The sequence below is a fragment of the Halomonas sp. FeN2 genome (genome assembly GCF_020595105.1).
Lineage (GTDB): Bacteria > Pseudomonadota > Gammaproteobacteria > Pseudomonadales > Halomonadaceae > Vreelandella > Vreelandella neptunia.
In genome coordinates, this window is record NZ_CP074200.1 from 2,092,547 (window position 1) to 2,107,845 (window position 15,299).

General features: G+C 54.0%; 11 protein-coding genes. 10 read left to right on the forward strand and 1 reads right to left on the reverse strand.

The genetic code is table 11. The features are described 5' to 3' along the window. Positions 1–65 precede the first annotated feature (65 nt). The 3 genes from KF947_RS09535 to KF947_RS09545 all read left to right on the forward strand — a co-directional run bounded on the left by KF947_RS09535 (position 66) and on the right by KF947_RS09545 (position 5,931). Positions 66–1,214 (forward strand): ABC transporter substrate-binding protein, encoded by a 1,149-nt coding sequence (locus tag KF947_RS09535; protein WP_227406088.1) that lies wholly within the window; start codon positions 66–68, stop codon positions 1,212–1,214. A 249-nt stretch (positions 1,215–1,463) separates the two neighbouring features. Continuing rightward, positions 1,464–3,428, forward strand: a complete 1,965-nt coding sequence (locus tag KF947_RS09540; protein WP_227406089.1) for a sensor histidine kinase — start codon at positions 1,464–1,466, stop codon at positions 3,426–3,428. 301 nt (positions 3,429–3,729) lie between these two features. Next, the gene (locus KF947_RS09545) at positions 3,730–5,931 is read left to right on the forward strand and encodes an EAL domain-containing protein (protein WP_133731931.1); all 2,202 of its coding nucleotides are present in this window, start codon (positions 3,730–3,732) and stop codon (positions 5,929–5,931) included. A 284-nt stretch (positions 5,932–6,215) separates the two neighbouring features. Here the strand turns inward: KF947_RS09545 and KF947_RS09550 are convergent, their stop codons facing one another. Next, entirely contained in the window at positions 6,216–6,605 is a 390-nt protein-coding gene (locus KF947_RS09550) for a histone-like nucleoid-structuring protein, MvaT/MvaU family (RefSeq protein ID WP_227406090.1), read from the reverse strand. A 462-nt stretch (positions 6,606–7,067) separates the two neighbouring features. Between KF947_RS09550 and KF947_RS09555 the strand changes: the two genes are divergently transcribed. The 7 genes from KF947_RS09555 (at position 7,068) to xylB (ending at position 15,286) form a co-directional block, all read left to right on the forward strand. Then, a complete protein-coding gene (locus KF947_RS09555; RefSeq protein WP_227406091.1) occupies positions 7,068–7,796 on the forward strand; it encodes an SDR family oxidoreductase in 729 nt (242 codons plus the stop codon). A gap of 163 nt (positions 7,797–7,959) precedes the next feature. Beyond that, positions 7,960–8,901, forward strand: a complete 942-nt coding sequence (locus tag KF947_RS09560; RefSeq protein WP_227406092.1) for an ABC transporter substrate-binding protein — start codon at positions 7,960–7,962, stop codon at positions 8,899–8,901. A 58-nt stretch (positions 8,902–8,959) separates the two neighbouring features. Further along, entirely contained in the window at positions 8,960–10,462 is a 1,503-nt protein-coding gene (locus KF947_RS09565) for a sugar ABC transporter ATP-binding protein (protein ID WP_227406093.1), read from the forward strand. Then, a complete protein-coding gene (locus KF947_RS09570; protein WP_227406094.1) occupies positions 10,459–11,439 on the forward strand; it encodes an ABC transporter permease in 981 nt (326 codons plus the stop codon). Before KF947_RS09565 ends, KF947_RS09570 begins: the two co-directional genes overlap by 4 nt. 55 nt (positions 11,440–11,494) lie before the next feature. Continuing rightward, the gene (locus KF947_RS09575) at positions 11,495–13,036 is read left to right on the forward strand and encodes an FGGY-family carbohydrate kinase (RefSeq protein WP_227406095.1); all 1,542 of its coding nucleotides are present in this window, start codon (positions 11,495–11,497) and stop codon (positions 13,034–13,036) included. Positions 13,037–13,045: 9 nt separating this feature from the next. Next, positions 13,046–13,777, forward strand: a complete 732-nt coding sequence (locus tag KF947_RS09580; protein WP_227406096.1) for an SDR family oxidoreductase — start codon at positions 13,046–13,048, stop codon at positions 13,775–13,777. Between the two features lie 30 nt (positions 13,778–13,807). Then, on the forward strand, positions 13,808–15,286 hold the full coding sequence (gene xylB, locus KF947_RS09585; RefSeq protein WP_227406097.1) for a xylulokinase: 1,479 nt from the start codon (positions 13,808–13,810) through the stop codon (positions 15,284–15,286). Positions 15,287–15,299: the final 13 nt, after the last annotated feature.

Sequence of the window (15,299 nt, forward strand, 5' to 3'; positions counted from 1 at the left end):
CCAGTTCGCGCCATGTTTTATACAAATCGTTCTATACAGGCCATGTTTGATTAAGGAGCGTGGGTATGCCCGCTTTGTTTAACCGTCGCCTAAGGCGGCGAATAGGGCATTTATGCCTGATGATGTTGACGATTAGCCTGACGATGCCAGCACTGGCGAATGCGTTTGAGGTGACCGACCTGGCTGGCCGCAAAGTTCTGTTGCCCGATGACCCGCAGCGGGTAATCCTGGGCGAAGGGCGGCTGCTGTATACCCTTGCCGCTCTCCAGCCTGACGACCCTTTCCAAGACCTTGTGGGTTGGCGTGATGAACTCATTCGCTTCGATGAAGACGTCTGGCACCGCCTTCGCCAGCGTTTCCCCCATGCCGAACAGTTAGCGCGTTTTGGCAAAGCGGCCACCGGCGAATTCGATCTCGAACACGCCATTGCGCTTAATCCAGACGTCATCGTTTTTGATCTGAGCGCCTGGCCAGCATTGCGTGAAGGCTCGGCGCTCGACACATTGGAGACAGCCGACGTAGCGGTGGTGTTCGTGGACTTCCTGACCCAAGCAGACCAGCATATGGTGCCCAGCCTGAGGCTGATGGGAAAAATCTTCGCTGCCGAAGCACGGGCCGAGACGCTGATTAACATGCGTCAGCAAGCACTCGAAGAAGTCGCCGAGCGTCTGCCTGAGCCACTACAGCGGCCTGATGTTTTGATCGAAACGGCGGCAGGGCTCCACCCTGAGTGCTGTCGAAGCGTCGGTGACGACAACCTAGGGCGCGTTGTGCGGCTGGCCGGTGGAAACAACATTGCCGCTGAGCGACTGCCGAACCTATTTGGGCAGCTGCACATAGAGTGGATACTGTCTCGAGATCCCGACGTCATCATTCAAACCGGGGGTGACTGGCAGGTACTAAGCAGCAGTTCAATTCCCCTGGGCTATGACGTTTCAGCGCAAGAAACCCGCGCCGCCATGCGGGAGCTGATTGCGGCGCGACCAGGGTGGTCAACCCTTAAAGCGGTGGAAGAAGGCCGCGTGCATGCGCTTTGGCACCTATTCTACAACACACCCTTTCAGTTTATCGCCGTTCAGCAAGTCGCAAAGTGGCTGCACCCTGAGGCCATGGCAGACCTAGACCCTGCCGCAGCCTGGCAATCCATACACGAAACCTTACTGCCTTACTCGCTAGAAGGCACCTTCTGGGCTGATTTGGTACCCGCGCCATGATGCCTTGATGTGCTTTGGTATACCTGGGAGGCACACTATTCAACCGCGTATATTATTTTGCAGAACACTTGGAACGTTGAAAAAAAGCTTATGAGCTTCAGGCTAGGCTAGGCTAGGCTAGGCTAAACAAATGTAGCTGGCACATAAATCGATAACAAAAACCATGCCGCCAAAGCCAACATTATTTTAAATTCAAAAGTTAGCCACAAAAACACATAGATTTGGCCATTTATTGCGAGATTAATCAGCATGGCTAGAACCGTTTTAATGATTCGCCAGCAAATTAATCTCGGGTTTGCGCTGGTGCTGATCATGGCGCTCTTAATTATCTTCGTCGTCGTAGACTTAAGAGTAAAGCCTGATCTAATTCAGCAGCAACAGCAGCAGCTTGCCGTCAACCAGGATCAGTTGATCAGCCTTATCAGCGCCAAGTTAGGCCAAACAGAACTTCTCGCCAGTACGATCGCTCTTGCCGCCTCCCAGTTGCCTAAAGACGAGGCGCTGTTTAAGGCGCTGTTTCCTCCCATTATCAACAACCGCGGCGACTCGGTCATCGCCGGTGGCGGTATTTGGCCCGAGCCTGGCGCCTTTACGGAGGAAGCGCAACGACGCAGCTTCTTCTGGGCACGCTCAGCAGGCAACATGCGATACCTTGATGATTACAATGACCCAGACGGCGTGGGCTATCACACTCAACAATGGTACCAAGTCGGCCGCAATGCACCGATCGATCGCTGCAGCTGGTCAAAAGCCTATACCGATCCCTTCACCGATATACCCATGGTCACTTGCACTTTACCCATGCAGGAAAACGGCAGCTTTAGCGGCGTGGCCACCGTCGACATGAGGCTTGACGGTATCAAAGAGATACTCGCACGCTACGGCTCAGAGCAGGGTGGTTATGCCTTTGCGCTCGACTCCACAGGACAAATGCTCAGCTTTCCCCTGTCGGAAGCCCAGCTTGAACATTCCGCTGGCTCACTAATGACCGCGCGCGAACTCGGCCAGCAACTGCCCTGGCTCAGCGAGACTTTAAACCGAGCCGCCGACCTGCAAAGCCCGACGGTCGTAGCGCTACGCAACGACGGCATTCTGGGCGAGGCAGCCTACGTTAACCTGGTAAAACATCCCCAAACCGGCTGGAGAATCGGACTCGTTGTGCCCCAGAGCCGCATGACGGCGTCGGCGGAAAGCATGGGACTCTTTTTGATGCTAGCCATTGGTGCGTTGCTGGTGATAGTAGGCATTGTGGCGGCCATCATCTCGCGCAACTTACTGGGATTGATTCAGCAAACGACGCAACAGATTAGAGAATTAACCCATGGCGAGACCGCTCAGGCACTCGATACCGGCACGATGAACGAAATTGGCGAGCTGCGCAAAGCGGTCAATGCCTATGGCGACAAACTCAAGTCACTGCTGACCCACTTGGAAAACGTTAAAGATGAGCTGGTGCAGAGTGAAAAACTCGCCTCGCTGGGATCGCTTGTGTCTGGCATTGCCCATGAGCTTAATACGCCGATTGGCAATGCAATGATGTCATCGACGGCAATCGCGGATGCCAAGCGGCATTTCTCCAGACAGCTTAGCCACCAGGTGACGCGCAACGACCTCAACAATTTCATTGAGGATGTCGGTGAAGGCGCGGAGATCATTGAACGCAATATGGCGCGTGCAGCTGAGCTGATCGGCGCGTTTAAACAGCTCGCGGTAGACCAAGAAAGCGCCAACAGACGAGAGTTTGACCTTTATAGCCTGGTAAAAGAAGTCAACCTATCGATGCGCCCAACACTGCAGCGAACCCCGTATCGACTCGATGTCGACGTGCCAGAGGGTTTGCACTTCGACAGCTATCCGGGTGCGCTTTCGCAGGTATTGATCAACTTGATTAACAATGCGGTTGTCCACGCTTTTAGCGAGCGTAGTCAGGGGTGTATCCAAATCACTGCCAGGGTCAGGCCCAACAATTGGGTATCCTTGAGCGTGAGCGATGATGGTTGTGGCATTCCCCTTGAGTTGCAAAAGCACATCTTTGATCCGTTTTATACTACCAAGCTAGGTCAAGGGGGCTCTGGGCTAGGGCTGCATATCACCTTCAACCTTATAACAGGTGTTCTTGGTGGCCGCATCGATGTTGATAGCGTAGAAGGAAGAGGCAGCCGTTTTACGGTCACCTTACCTAAAAGCGCCCCACGCATCGTAGAGAGCGGATAATCTTTTAATGGCGCGCAGGTACAGCACCGGGCTTCAAACAGGCTAGCGCCGCCGCATATTGCTAGCCCGCTCATAAGTCACAAAAATTTACCTTTGAGTGTTAGAAACCATTAAAAATGTGCTAATTAGCGACTAAGTGGATGTTATGCTCAAATGTATTACTGCTCGCTTAATACGACCTACATGGTTGAATAGTGAGAAGCTTTTATTGAGTCTTGAAGAACCGGCATAGCCATGCGGCCCCGCCTTCTATCCATGTGTTCATAACGACGCTTATTATTTTCATGGGAGGGTATGAAGTATGGGCGACAACAATGAGCCACTGGTGTTTGCGGAGGATATTGCCGAACTCGCAAGCCCGATGCCAGCGCCCTGGAAAATATTGATCGTCGATGATGATCCAGACGTGCACGCCGCGACCAAGCTAGCACTAAAGGGCTCATTGATCGAGGAGCGCACGCTCTCCTTTGTAGATGCCTATTCGGCAGCAGAGGGGCTTTCCCTACTGGAGCAAAACGCGGATTTTGCCGTTGCCTTGATCGATGTGGTGATGGAAAGCGACGACTCTGGCCTTAATTTGGTGCAAAACATACGCGATAAGCTCAATAACCACAGCATTCGCTTAATTTTACGCACCGGACAGCCTGGATACGCCCCGGAAAGTGACACTATTCGTTTATACGATATCAATGACTATAAAACCAAAGCAGAGTTAACAAGGATTCGGCTATTTACCAGTGTTACCATCGCCATTCGCTCATATTCGCAGATTAAACAGCTCGAAGCTAAACGCGATGGTTTAAAGCAAATTTTAGCGGCAACGTCCGAACTGACCAGGCTAACCAACGGGCAAAATTTTTCCTCAGTCGTCATAAAGCAGCTTTGCGCCTTATTGAAAACGGAACGGGAGTGTCTAGTTTGTGCCGCCTCACATGGGCACAACGAACCGTCCTTTATAGTCGCCGCCACGGGGCACTTTTCCAGCTGGTTAAATATGCCTTTGGCATCCCTGCCTAACGAGCGCATCCGTACCCATCTGACCCAGGCACTTAATGAAAGGCAACATTTTTTCCATGACGGCGTCTGTGTTTATTTCCCGGGAAAAGATAACCAAGCGCTAGCCGCGTTTGTCGATATGCCGCGCGCTATTTCCAGCTCAGAGCAATATTTATTAGCCGTACTGTGTAGCAATATTGCCGTCGCCTATGAAAATTTTCAGCTATACAGATCGATTGAACAGCTCGCTTATCAAGACCCCTTAGTCTGCCTGCCCAACCGCAATGGGTTTGTTGCCGAGATAGAGCGTCAGATGAGATTAAACGCCACCACACCACAAGCCGTTGTTTTGGTGGATTTGGATAACTTTACCTATATCAACAGCGTGCTTGATGATGCCTATGGCGACGACATTCTACGTGCGGTTGCCCAGCGCCTATGCTCACAGCTCAGTAAAAGCCTGTGTATCGCACGCGTGAGTGGCGACGTATTTGGCATATTGGGCGATGCAAGCGATTTGACTCCAGAGAGTATCGAAACCGTCTTTGCGGAACCCTTCAGACTGCACCAGAACGAGCCGCTGCGGCTTTCCGCCACCAGCGGTTTAATTATTCTCGACAAGACATCGCGCCACGCCATGGAAATTCTCAAAAACGCAGGCGTGGCTTTAAAACAGGCCAAGCATTTTCACCGCGGTAAAACTGTCTTATTCGCCACAGAATTAGCCGATGCTGCCCGTGATCGTATGCAGCTGTTGAGCCGTTTGCGCGTGGCGTTCTCCAGTGAGCGTTTAACGTTACACTTCCAGCCATTTATTCGCTTACACGACGGTGCCGCTATGGGGGCGGAGTGTTTGTTACGCTGGCAGACAGCCGAGGGCCAGCATATCCCACCAGATCACTTTATTCCCCTGGCTGAACAATCCGGCATGATCGTCGCACTGGGCGACTGGGTGATTCGTACCGCGCTGCGTTGGCGGGCAGGCTTAATAGGGCGCGTGGACGATACGTTCCGTGTGGCGATCAACGTCTCGCTTGTGCAACTGATAGAAGATAACTTCGTCGCCAATATACTTCATTATATTCACACGCAAGGCTTGCAGGGATATCACGTTGAAATTGAGCTAACCGAATCGATGGCGGCACATGATATTAACAGTGTTATACAAAAACTTAAGCAGATGCGAGAGCACGGTATTAGTATTGCGATTGATGACTTTGGCACGGGCTATTCGTCGCTAAGTATTTTGAGCAGCCTACCGATTGATCGACTTAAAATTGACCGTAGCTTCGTGAGTGGCGATGCTGCCAACCAACCCCATTTTGGAATAGCGCATACCGTCATAGAGCTGGCGACTAATTTGCAGATGCACACGATTGCCGAGGGCATCGAAACCGAGAGCCAGCGTGATACCCTGCGGCAGAACGGCTGCCTGGAAGGACAAGGTTACTTATTTTCACGGCCACTTGATGAAGCGCAGTTCAACCAATGGCTGGCGCAACAATAATAGCGTTTAACCCAGTTGAGCAGTCAAAACTCTTGGGTGCGCCACGCCTATCTCACACAGTTCCATTCTCAGACTGAAAGAAAGCATTCCATACTGAATGACGAAGAACCAACAAAGCGCTGGTCACTATGCTAATTAACGGATGACTGATGGACTTACTCGCTACTTTTCTTTTCCAGCACAGCGATTAAATACTTTTTCGCTCACTGAGCAGACTCAGTGAGCATTTTAAGGGGTAACTTTGCCATGCTGGCGCTGCCACCCCGAAGTAAATATCAGTTTTATTACTCGGTTACTTTCACAACCCAACTGACAACTTCTTCATTACCAAATTCAGCCTTCCACTCTTGGATGACTTTGTTATTGCCGCCACGGGTTTCTACCGTTTCGCCAGTGTGTGGGTTTTTGTATACCTTCAAAGGGCGTTTTTTACGACCATCTGTATTGCTTGTGCTTACCTTGCCAGCTTTTGCTGGTTTAGAGCGGTAAGATGGGTCAAGCATTTCACATACATCGCGCGCTAATTTGCCGTGCTCCGTCATAAGTGCTTGTAGTCTTTCTTTGAATTCAAGCTCTGCTTTTAGCTCACTGTTATTTTCCAGCGCTTGCAGCTCTTCCTGCAGTTGCTTCAACATCTGTTCTTTTTTGAGATAATCACTCAGTACTGATGCCATAGTCTACATTCCTATATTTTTTTAAAATTTAAGATAAAACTTAAATATATATCCTGAGCATTATAGCTTTAATATCGTCGTTGAGAAAAGGAAAGCTCAAGTTTGAACATTGAAGACGGGGCGCGCCATTTGGTCACACCCCGTAAAGAACCTGTGAGAAATCGCAGGTCTTTTCTGTAATTTGGCGAGCCCCTTAGAAGGTAAACCTGCAACTCTCGTTTCGGAGGCTGGTTGCACACGAAAAAGCAACAATAAGGCTGAGAAACGAGACTGGATAAACCTTCTCCTCACTCGTTACTCTAGACATTGGTCTACCCTCCATTGATTTGCCCATTGTGGGCGACTAGTGTTGATAAATGTTGACGTTAACATTTAGAAGACGTCAGCACCCACCCACTGTACAAGCGCTTCAAAAACTTCAAGTCGCTTTGACTAAAAAAGACAATTACAGGAGAGAATTTGATGGCTAATGAATTGAAAGGAAAGGTCGCAGCTGTCACCGGTGCGGCATCGGGAATAGGGCTTGCTACTGTAAAGGCGATGATTGCATCAGGCGCTCGCGTCGTACTGGTTGATCGCGATCAGGCCTCACTGAAGACAATCTGTGAGGAATTGGGCGATGCTGCGATTCCCCTGGTCATGGACTTGCTTGACCCTAAGGACTGCGCAACGTTGCTGTCACAAATTCTGGAGAAAGCTGGCCAACTCGATATCTTCCACGCCAATGCTGGTAGCTATATCGGGGGTGACTTGCTCGACGCTGACCCAGATGCCATTGACCGAATGGTGAGCCTAAATGTAAGCGTCGTGATGAAGAACGTCCAGAATGTCTTGCCACACATGATTGAACGCGGAACAGGTGACATCATAGTGACGAGCTCGGTAGCTGGGCATTTCCCCGTCCATTGGGAGCCGGTCTACGCCTCTTCCAAGTGGGCCATGACCAATTTCGTCCAGACCGTGCGTCGCCAAGTTTTGAAACATGGCATCCGCGTTGCTTCGGTTTCACCTGGCCCAGTCAACAGTGCCTTGCTTGCTGACTGGCCTGAAGAAAATCTGCGCAAGGCGAAAGAGTCAGGCAGCATTATTGAGCCATCGGATGTGTCTGATGCTGTCATGTACATTCTGACTCGCCCTCGCAATGTGACCATTCGTGACATGGTGGTCCTACCAAGCAATTTCGATATGTAAAGTAAAATTCAGAGAGACTGGCTAGGAACTAGTAGACATTGGTCTGAGTGCTATTGCTTTGTCAGCTGGACTCTTCTAGCTTTTTTAATGTTGACGTTAACATTCCAACAAAGTCAGCTTTTCTGCACCTTGCAACGCAACAACAACAAATCTGGAGCCAACCATGAAAATTAGTAATATCGCAGCCCCCTTTCGCAAGACGGCTCTCCTCGCCGCCAGCGCCACTGCCTTAACAGCAGCAGTAACCGCATCGGCTGATGAGCATACCCTGACAATCGGCATGTCGTTTCAGGAACTCAACAACGAATACTTCGTGACTATGCAAGAGGCACTCGAGAGCGCCGCCGAAAGCATGGGAGCCGAAGTAATCACCACTGATGCCCGCCACGATGTCTCCAAGCAGGTCAGCGATGTCGAGGACATGATCCAGCGGGGAATCGACATCCTACTGCTTAACCCCGCCGACTCCGTAGGTGTTGAAACTGCGGTACTGGCTGCTAAAGAAGCCGGCGTCACCACAGTCGCCATTGATGCACAGGCCAACGGCCCAGTTGACGGATTCGTGGGTTCAAAAAACTACGATGCTGGATATAAAGCTTGCGAATATCTGGCCCAGCAGCTAGACGGCGAAGGCCAAGTAGCCCTGCTAGATGGCATTCCAGTCGTACCAATCTTGCAGCGTATCGATGGTTGCACCGCCGCGCTAGACGAGCATGACGGCATTGAGATTGTCACCACGCAGAATGGCCGTCAGGAACGCACCCATGCCATGACGGTGACGGAGAACATCATCCAGGCCAACCCAGAGCTCGACGGTCTATTCAGCGTCAACGATATCGGCTCCTTGGGTGCCCTGATCGCTATCGAAGCCAGTGGTCAGGATATCAAGTTGGTCAGTGTCGACGGACATCCCGAGGCCGTTGCCGAGATCCAGAAAGCCGATTCACCGTTCATCGCTACCTCAGCGCAATATCCCGCAGATATGGTTCGCGTGGGGCTCGGCCTGGCAATGGCCAAGTACTGGGGGGCTGAAACTGCGCCTGCGGAGATTCCCATTGACGTCGAGCTGATTGATCGCGATAAAGCCGCCGACTTCAGCTGGTAACTCCTACCAAAGACGCCGACAGCGTGTGCCACCTCTGGTGGCACACGAGGGTACCCCTATGACTCCATTATTATCCCTGAGACATATTTCGAAGTCCTTTCCTGGGGTTAAGGCCCTGCAGAATGTGTCGCTCGATATTCATGCTGGCGAAGTGCATGCACTGCTTGGCGAGAACGGAGCCGGCAAGTCGACTCTAATGAAGATTCTCTGTGGCATCTACCGACAAGATGAAGGAGAAATCATCATTGATGGCAAGAGCTGCGATTTTCACGGTTATCAAGACGCTCTCGACGCGGGGATCGGCATCATCTTCCAAGAGTTCAGCCTGATTCCCTACCTAGACGCCGTAGACAATATCTTCCTGGGACGCGAAAAACGCAACCGATTAGGGCTGCGTGACCGACGTGCTATGGTCGCCGAAGCTCAACGCTTGTTCGAGCGCCTTAAGGTCACCATCCCCCTGGACTGTCCTATCGTTGAGCTGAGCGTCGCCGACCAGCAATTTATCGAGATTGCCAAGGCCCTATCCCTGGATGCACGCATTCTAGTGCTCGACGAGCCAACAGCAACCTTAACGCCCAGCGAAGCCGACCATCTGTTCACCATCATGCGCGAGCTGCGCAAGCAAGAGGTCGGTATGGTCTTCATCTCCCACCATATGGATGAGATTTTCACCATCTGCGATCGCGTTACTGTGATGCGCGATGGTGAAAAGGTTGATGACTGTGACACCGCATCGACCACCCCCGACGACCTGATTGAGAAGATGGTCGGCAGACGCGTCGAGAATCTATTTCCCAAACGCCGTTGCGATGCTGACTACGACGATGTGGTGCTGGATATCGAAACACTGCGCCTCGATCCCGATGGTTCTGAGTACTCATTGAAACTTCATCGTGGCGAGATCCTTGGCTTTGCTGGCTTGGTGGGCTCCGGTCGCACGGAGCTGGCAATGGGGCTGATAGGTGCAACGCGCCCCGTGCATGCAAAGGTCAGTATGGAAGGCAAACCGATTAAGCTCCGCCACCCGGCAACTGCCCTCAAGCAGGGGATTGGGCTGCTGCCGGAAAGCCGCAAGACCCAGGGGCTGATACTGCCGTTCTCGTGCCGCGATAACATCTCCCTGAATAACCTGAAACAGTTCCAGGGCGCCTTACCGCTGATCAAGCATCGCCAGGAGTCGCGCACCGCCGCCGATCTGATGGACTCGGTGCGGGTTAAAGCCCCTAGTCCAGAAACGCCGGTCGGTAACCTAAGTGGTGGCAATCAGCAAAAGGTAGTGATCGCCCGCTGGCTTGGCCACCAATGCAAAATACTGATCTTTGATGAACCTACACGCGGCATTGATGTTGGTGCCAAGTCCGAAATTTACGCTTTGATGAAGGAGCTCACCGCGCAGGGCGTGTCGATTATCATGATTTCTTCAGAACTGCCTGAAATTCTTGGTCTTTGCGACCGCGTCGAGGTCTTTTACCAAGGTGAGATTGCCGCCGAGCTTGAAGGCGATAACATCAATTCACAATCTATCATGCACCATGCTACGGGGGGACTCAGCGCATGAGCCAGCTCGCCTCTACTTCCAGCACCAAACCTCAGTCATTTAAGACGCGACTGGCCCGCTGGCGCCGTACTCCAATCTTCTACCCGCTGATCGGTTTCATTGTCGTCTTCATTGCCATGGCGTTGATCAATGACAACTTCCTGACGGGGAGCAACATAGCCAACCTGGTCCGCCAGTCGTCGATCATCGCGATCATCGCTGTGGGTATGAGTTTGGCCATTCTCACCGGCGGCATCGACCTGTCGGTGGGCCCGGTGATGGCTCTGTCAGGTACTGTCATGGCTGGCTTGATGGTCGCCGGTGTCCCACCCTCGCTGGCTATCATCATCGGACTACTGGTGGGCGCCGCTTTCGGGGCCTTCAATGGCGTCTTTGTTGCCTTCGTTGGTATGCCACCAATTATCGTCACCTTGGCGACTATGGGCATCGCCCGCGGGCTCGGCCTGATCTATACCGGCGGCTACCCGATTTCCGGTCTACCGGATAGCTTCGCCTTCTTCGGGCGCGGAAGCCTAGCCGGCATTGAGGTACCTATACTGATCATGATCGCCGTCTACGCATTAGGCTATGTGCTGCTCAGCCATACCGCCACCGGTCGTTATCTTTACGCCATCGGCGGCAACGAAGAGGCCACTCGTCTATCCGGCATCCGAGTGTCGCGCTACAAGCTACTGGTCTACACCCTAAGCGGCACTACAGCGGCTATCGCAGGCTTGATTCTGACCTCGCGGCTGATGAGTGGTCAACCCAACGCGGGGGTCGGCTTCGAGCTCGATGCCATCGCTGCCGTAGTGCTGGGGGGCACCGCCATTACCGGGGGACGTGGCATGATCCTAGGGACTCTGGTTGGCGCCATGTTGCTCGGCGTGCTCAACAACGGCCTGAACCTGATGGGCGTATCACCCTACCTCCAGACAGTTATTAAGGGCTTGATCATACTGCTGGCGATCTATATTAGCCGCAAGCGCTCGCCCTGAGTCCCGACATACTCTTTGGCGAGGTTTAGTCCCGAGCCGAGAAAAGGAGAGCTGTATGGAAACGGTTATCGGTATCGATATCGGCACCCAGAGCACTAAGGCTCTAGTGCTAGATGGCAATGGCCGAATACTGGCCGAACACAGCAGAGGCTATCGAGTCGATACCCCGCGCCCACTCTGGGCCGAACAGTGGCCCGATGTGTGGTGGGAAGCAGTACTCGGTTGCCTAAGCGCTTGCCTTAGCACCCCTGGCATTAACCCTCTGGACGTCAAGGGTCTTTGTGTTAGTAGCCTCTACGGTGGCTCGGGTATACCTGTTGACGATGATATCGAGCCCCTCCATCCCTGCTTGATATGGATGGATCGTCGAGCTGAAGCTCAGGTGAAGTGGGTAAAGGAGCACATTAACCTGACCCGGCTGGGGGATATCACCGGAAACGGGGTGGACAGCTACTACGGTTTCACCAAAATGATGTGGCTCAAAGCCGAGCGTCCCGATGTCTGGGAGCAAACCCGTTACCTGCTGCCGCCCAACAGTTATGTCAATTATCTCCTGAGTGGCGAAATTGCCATCGACCACAGCTCAGCTGGCAACATCGGTGGCATCTACGACTTAGAGAAACGCGCTTGGTCGACAGAGATGCTAGAAGCCTTGGGTATTGATCGTGACAAGCTACCGAGTCGGCTGGTGAGCTCGGCGACATCGGTCGGCGGATTGCTGCCGTCGCTGGCCAGTTCACTGGGCCTCTGCGAGGGTATCCCCGTGATCGCCGGTGGCGTCGATGCGGCGATGGCCACACTGGCAGCAGGGGCGACACGGCCCGGCAATCATGTCGCTATGATCGGCACCAGCATGTGCTGGGGAATGATTAATCGGCGCGCCGATGCCAGCCTGGGGCTGATCAGCATGCCCCATGTGATGAACGGCGATCAGGAGATTTACACCTTCGGCGGGGCTCTTACCGCTGGTGCTTCAGTAAGTTGGTACGTCGATACTTTTTGTGGTGAGGATAAGACCGCAGCCGTTGAGAGCGGCAGCGCCTTTGAACGTCTCGAGCCGCCCGCACGCGAGCTTCCCCCAGGAGCCAATGGTCTGCTCTTCCTACCCTACTTGATGGGTGAGCGCAGCCCTGTGTGGGATGCCCATGCCAGCGCAGGTTTCATTGGACTCAGCCTTTATCACCAGCGCCATCATCTTTACCGAGCCGTGCTGGAAGGTGTGACCTTCGCTCTACGGCACAACATGGAAGCAGGCACCCGACAAGGAGTGGCCCTCGACGACCACCTAATCGTGGTCGGCGGTGCCACTCAATCGGATCTATGGATGCAAATCATCGCCGACGTTACCCGCATGCCCGTCTACACCTACCGCGAGAGCGTTGAGGCAGCGCTAGGTGCTGGCCTGCTGGCCGGTCAGGCTTGCGGTTTGCTCGACCTCGCCAAGCCTCTACAGCATGGCACCCTGGTTGAGCGCGCCATGCCATACGAGACGGCGGCTTGTCGATACGATGAGCTCTTCACACTTTATTGCCAGCTCTATCCGGCGCTCAAGCCGGTCATGCATCGGCTCAATACCAGCCACACACAGAGCGAGTGAACTTATTCCATGAATTTCGAACTGCAGAATCAACGCATTCTCGTCACGGGCGCTACCAGCGGCATCGGTCTCGACATTGCCCAGGCCCTCGCCGAGCTAGGCGCTAACCTAGTGTTGATAGGCCGCAATCAGGACATTCTCGCCGAACTGGAACAGTCGCTGGGTGCGATTACTCTGGCCGTTGATATTACCGATGAAGCGGCGGTCAATGCGGCCTTCTCTGAGATGCCTGTTCTTGATGGCTTGGTCAACTGTGCGGGTATCTCGATACTTGACGACGTTCTTGACGTTAAAGCGAAAGACCTTGAGCAAATCATGGCCACTAATGTCACCGCCAGTGCCGTGGTAGCCAGGGAGGCAGCACGTCACATGATTGCGAATGGTCGCCAGGGCAGCATCGTCAATGTTTCCAGTCAGGCGGCCATGGCTGCCCTGCCGGGGCATCTCGGCTACTGCGCGTCCAAAGCGGCCATGGATGCTATGACGCGCGTATTGTGTCTCGAATTAGGCCCTAAGGGCATACGCGTCAACAGCGTCAACCCGACGGTGACGCTGACCCCTATGGCCGAACGCGCCTGGGCAGACCCCGCCAAGCGCGACCCGATGCTGGCAGCCATTCCTTTGGGACGCTTTGCCACCCCTCGTGAAGTTGCTCTGCCGGTTGCCTTCCTGCTGAGCTCGGCGGCCTCAATGATCAGCGGTGCTAGCCTGCCGATTGATGGCGGTTTCACATCTCACTAGTCACCGTGTTTTACCGGCAAGGAGCCTAACATGTACATCGGTGTGGACTGTGGCACCCAAAGTACCAAGGTAGTCGTGGTTGATGTAGATGCTGGCCGCATCCTCGGCGAGGCTAGCCGGCCCCATATCCTTCGCGAGGAAGCCAACGGCCGACGCGAGCAGAATCCGGCCGACTGGCTGGCGGCCTTCCGAGGTGCATTCGCTGATGCCGTGGAATCCGCTGGCATCAACACGCAGGCAATCCGTGCCATTGGTGTCTCTGGTCAGCAGCACGGCCTAGTAGCGCTGGACGCAGCTGGGGAGCCCGTGCACCCAGCCAAACTGTGGTGCGATACCGAAACCGCAAACCACAACTCCGTCTTAGTCGAGAAGCTGGGCGGCGAAGAGGGTTGCCTAGACAAGTTGGGGCTGGTGCTACAAACCGGTTATACCGCCTCCAAGCTGGCCTGGCTGCGCGAAACACACCCCGAGGCCTACCACCGCATTGACAGTCTGCTACTGCCACACGATTACCTGAACTTCTGGTTGACCGGAGAGCGGGTTACCGAGGCAGGCGATGCGTCCGGTACCGGCTACTTCGATACTCATACCAGACGCTGGCGCGAGGACGTTCTCGCCGAGATAGCTCCAGAGCTCGATCCAGCGCGAGTGCTACCACGGCTGATCGAGCCCCACGCGCCAGTTGGGAGGGTGCGCCCTGCCCTAGCTCGGGAACTGGGACTGGCCAATGGCGTGGTAGTTTCAAGCGGTGGCGGCGATAACATGTTGGGGGCCATCGGTACCGGCAATATCACTCCAGGACTAGTGACCCTGAGCCTGGGCACCTCGGGGACAGTGTGCGCCTATTCCGATGCACCGGTGATCGCCGACAGCGCCATGGTCGCCAATTTCTGCTCCAGCAGCGGCGGTTGGCTGCCGTTGATCTGCACTATGAACGTGACTTCAGCCACTACCCGCGTGAGAGAACTGTTGGGGCTCGATCTGACAACCTTCAACGAGCGTCTAGCCGCCGCACCTATCGGTGCCGAAGGGGTCACAGTGCTGCCCTTCTTCAACGGCGAAAGGGTTCCAGCACTGCCCTTGGCCACCGGCAGCTTCCTAGGCCTGACCAGCGTCAACACCACCCAGGCCAATCTTTGCCGGGCAGTGGTCGAGAGCGCCACCTTCGGCCTGCGCTACGGTCTCGAACTATTTGGTGACCTAGCTAAAGGTGCCAGCCAGATCCGCCTGATCGGCGGCGGGGCCAAGAACCCGGTATGGCGCCAAATGATCGCCGATATCACCGACACTACAGTGATCTGCCCCGCAGTTACCGATGCCGCTGCTCTTGGCGCGGCATTGCAGGCGGCTTGGTGCGAGCGTTACCCCAACGCCTCGCTTGAGGGCCTTTGCACCCGGCTAGTACAACTCGACGAGGGTTCACGAGCGGATCCCGAGCCGGAACGCGTTGCCGCCTATGAACAAGCTTACACCCGTTATCGTCAGGCCCTGACCGATCACTATTACTGAACATCAATCACTG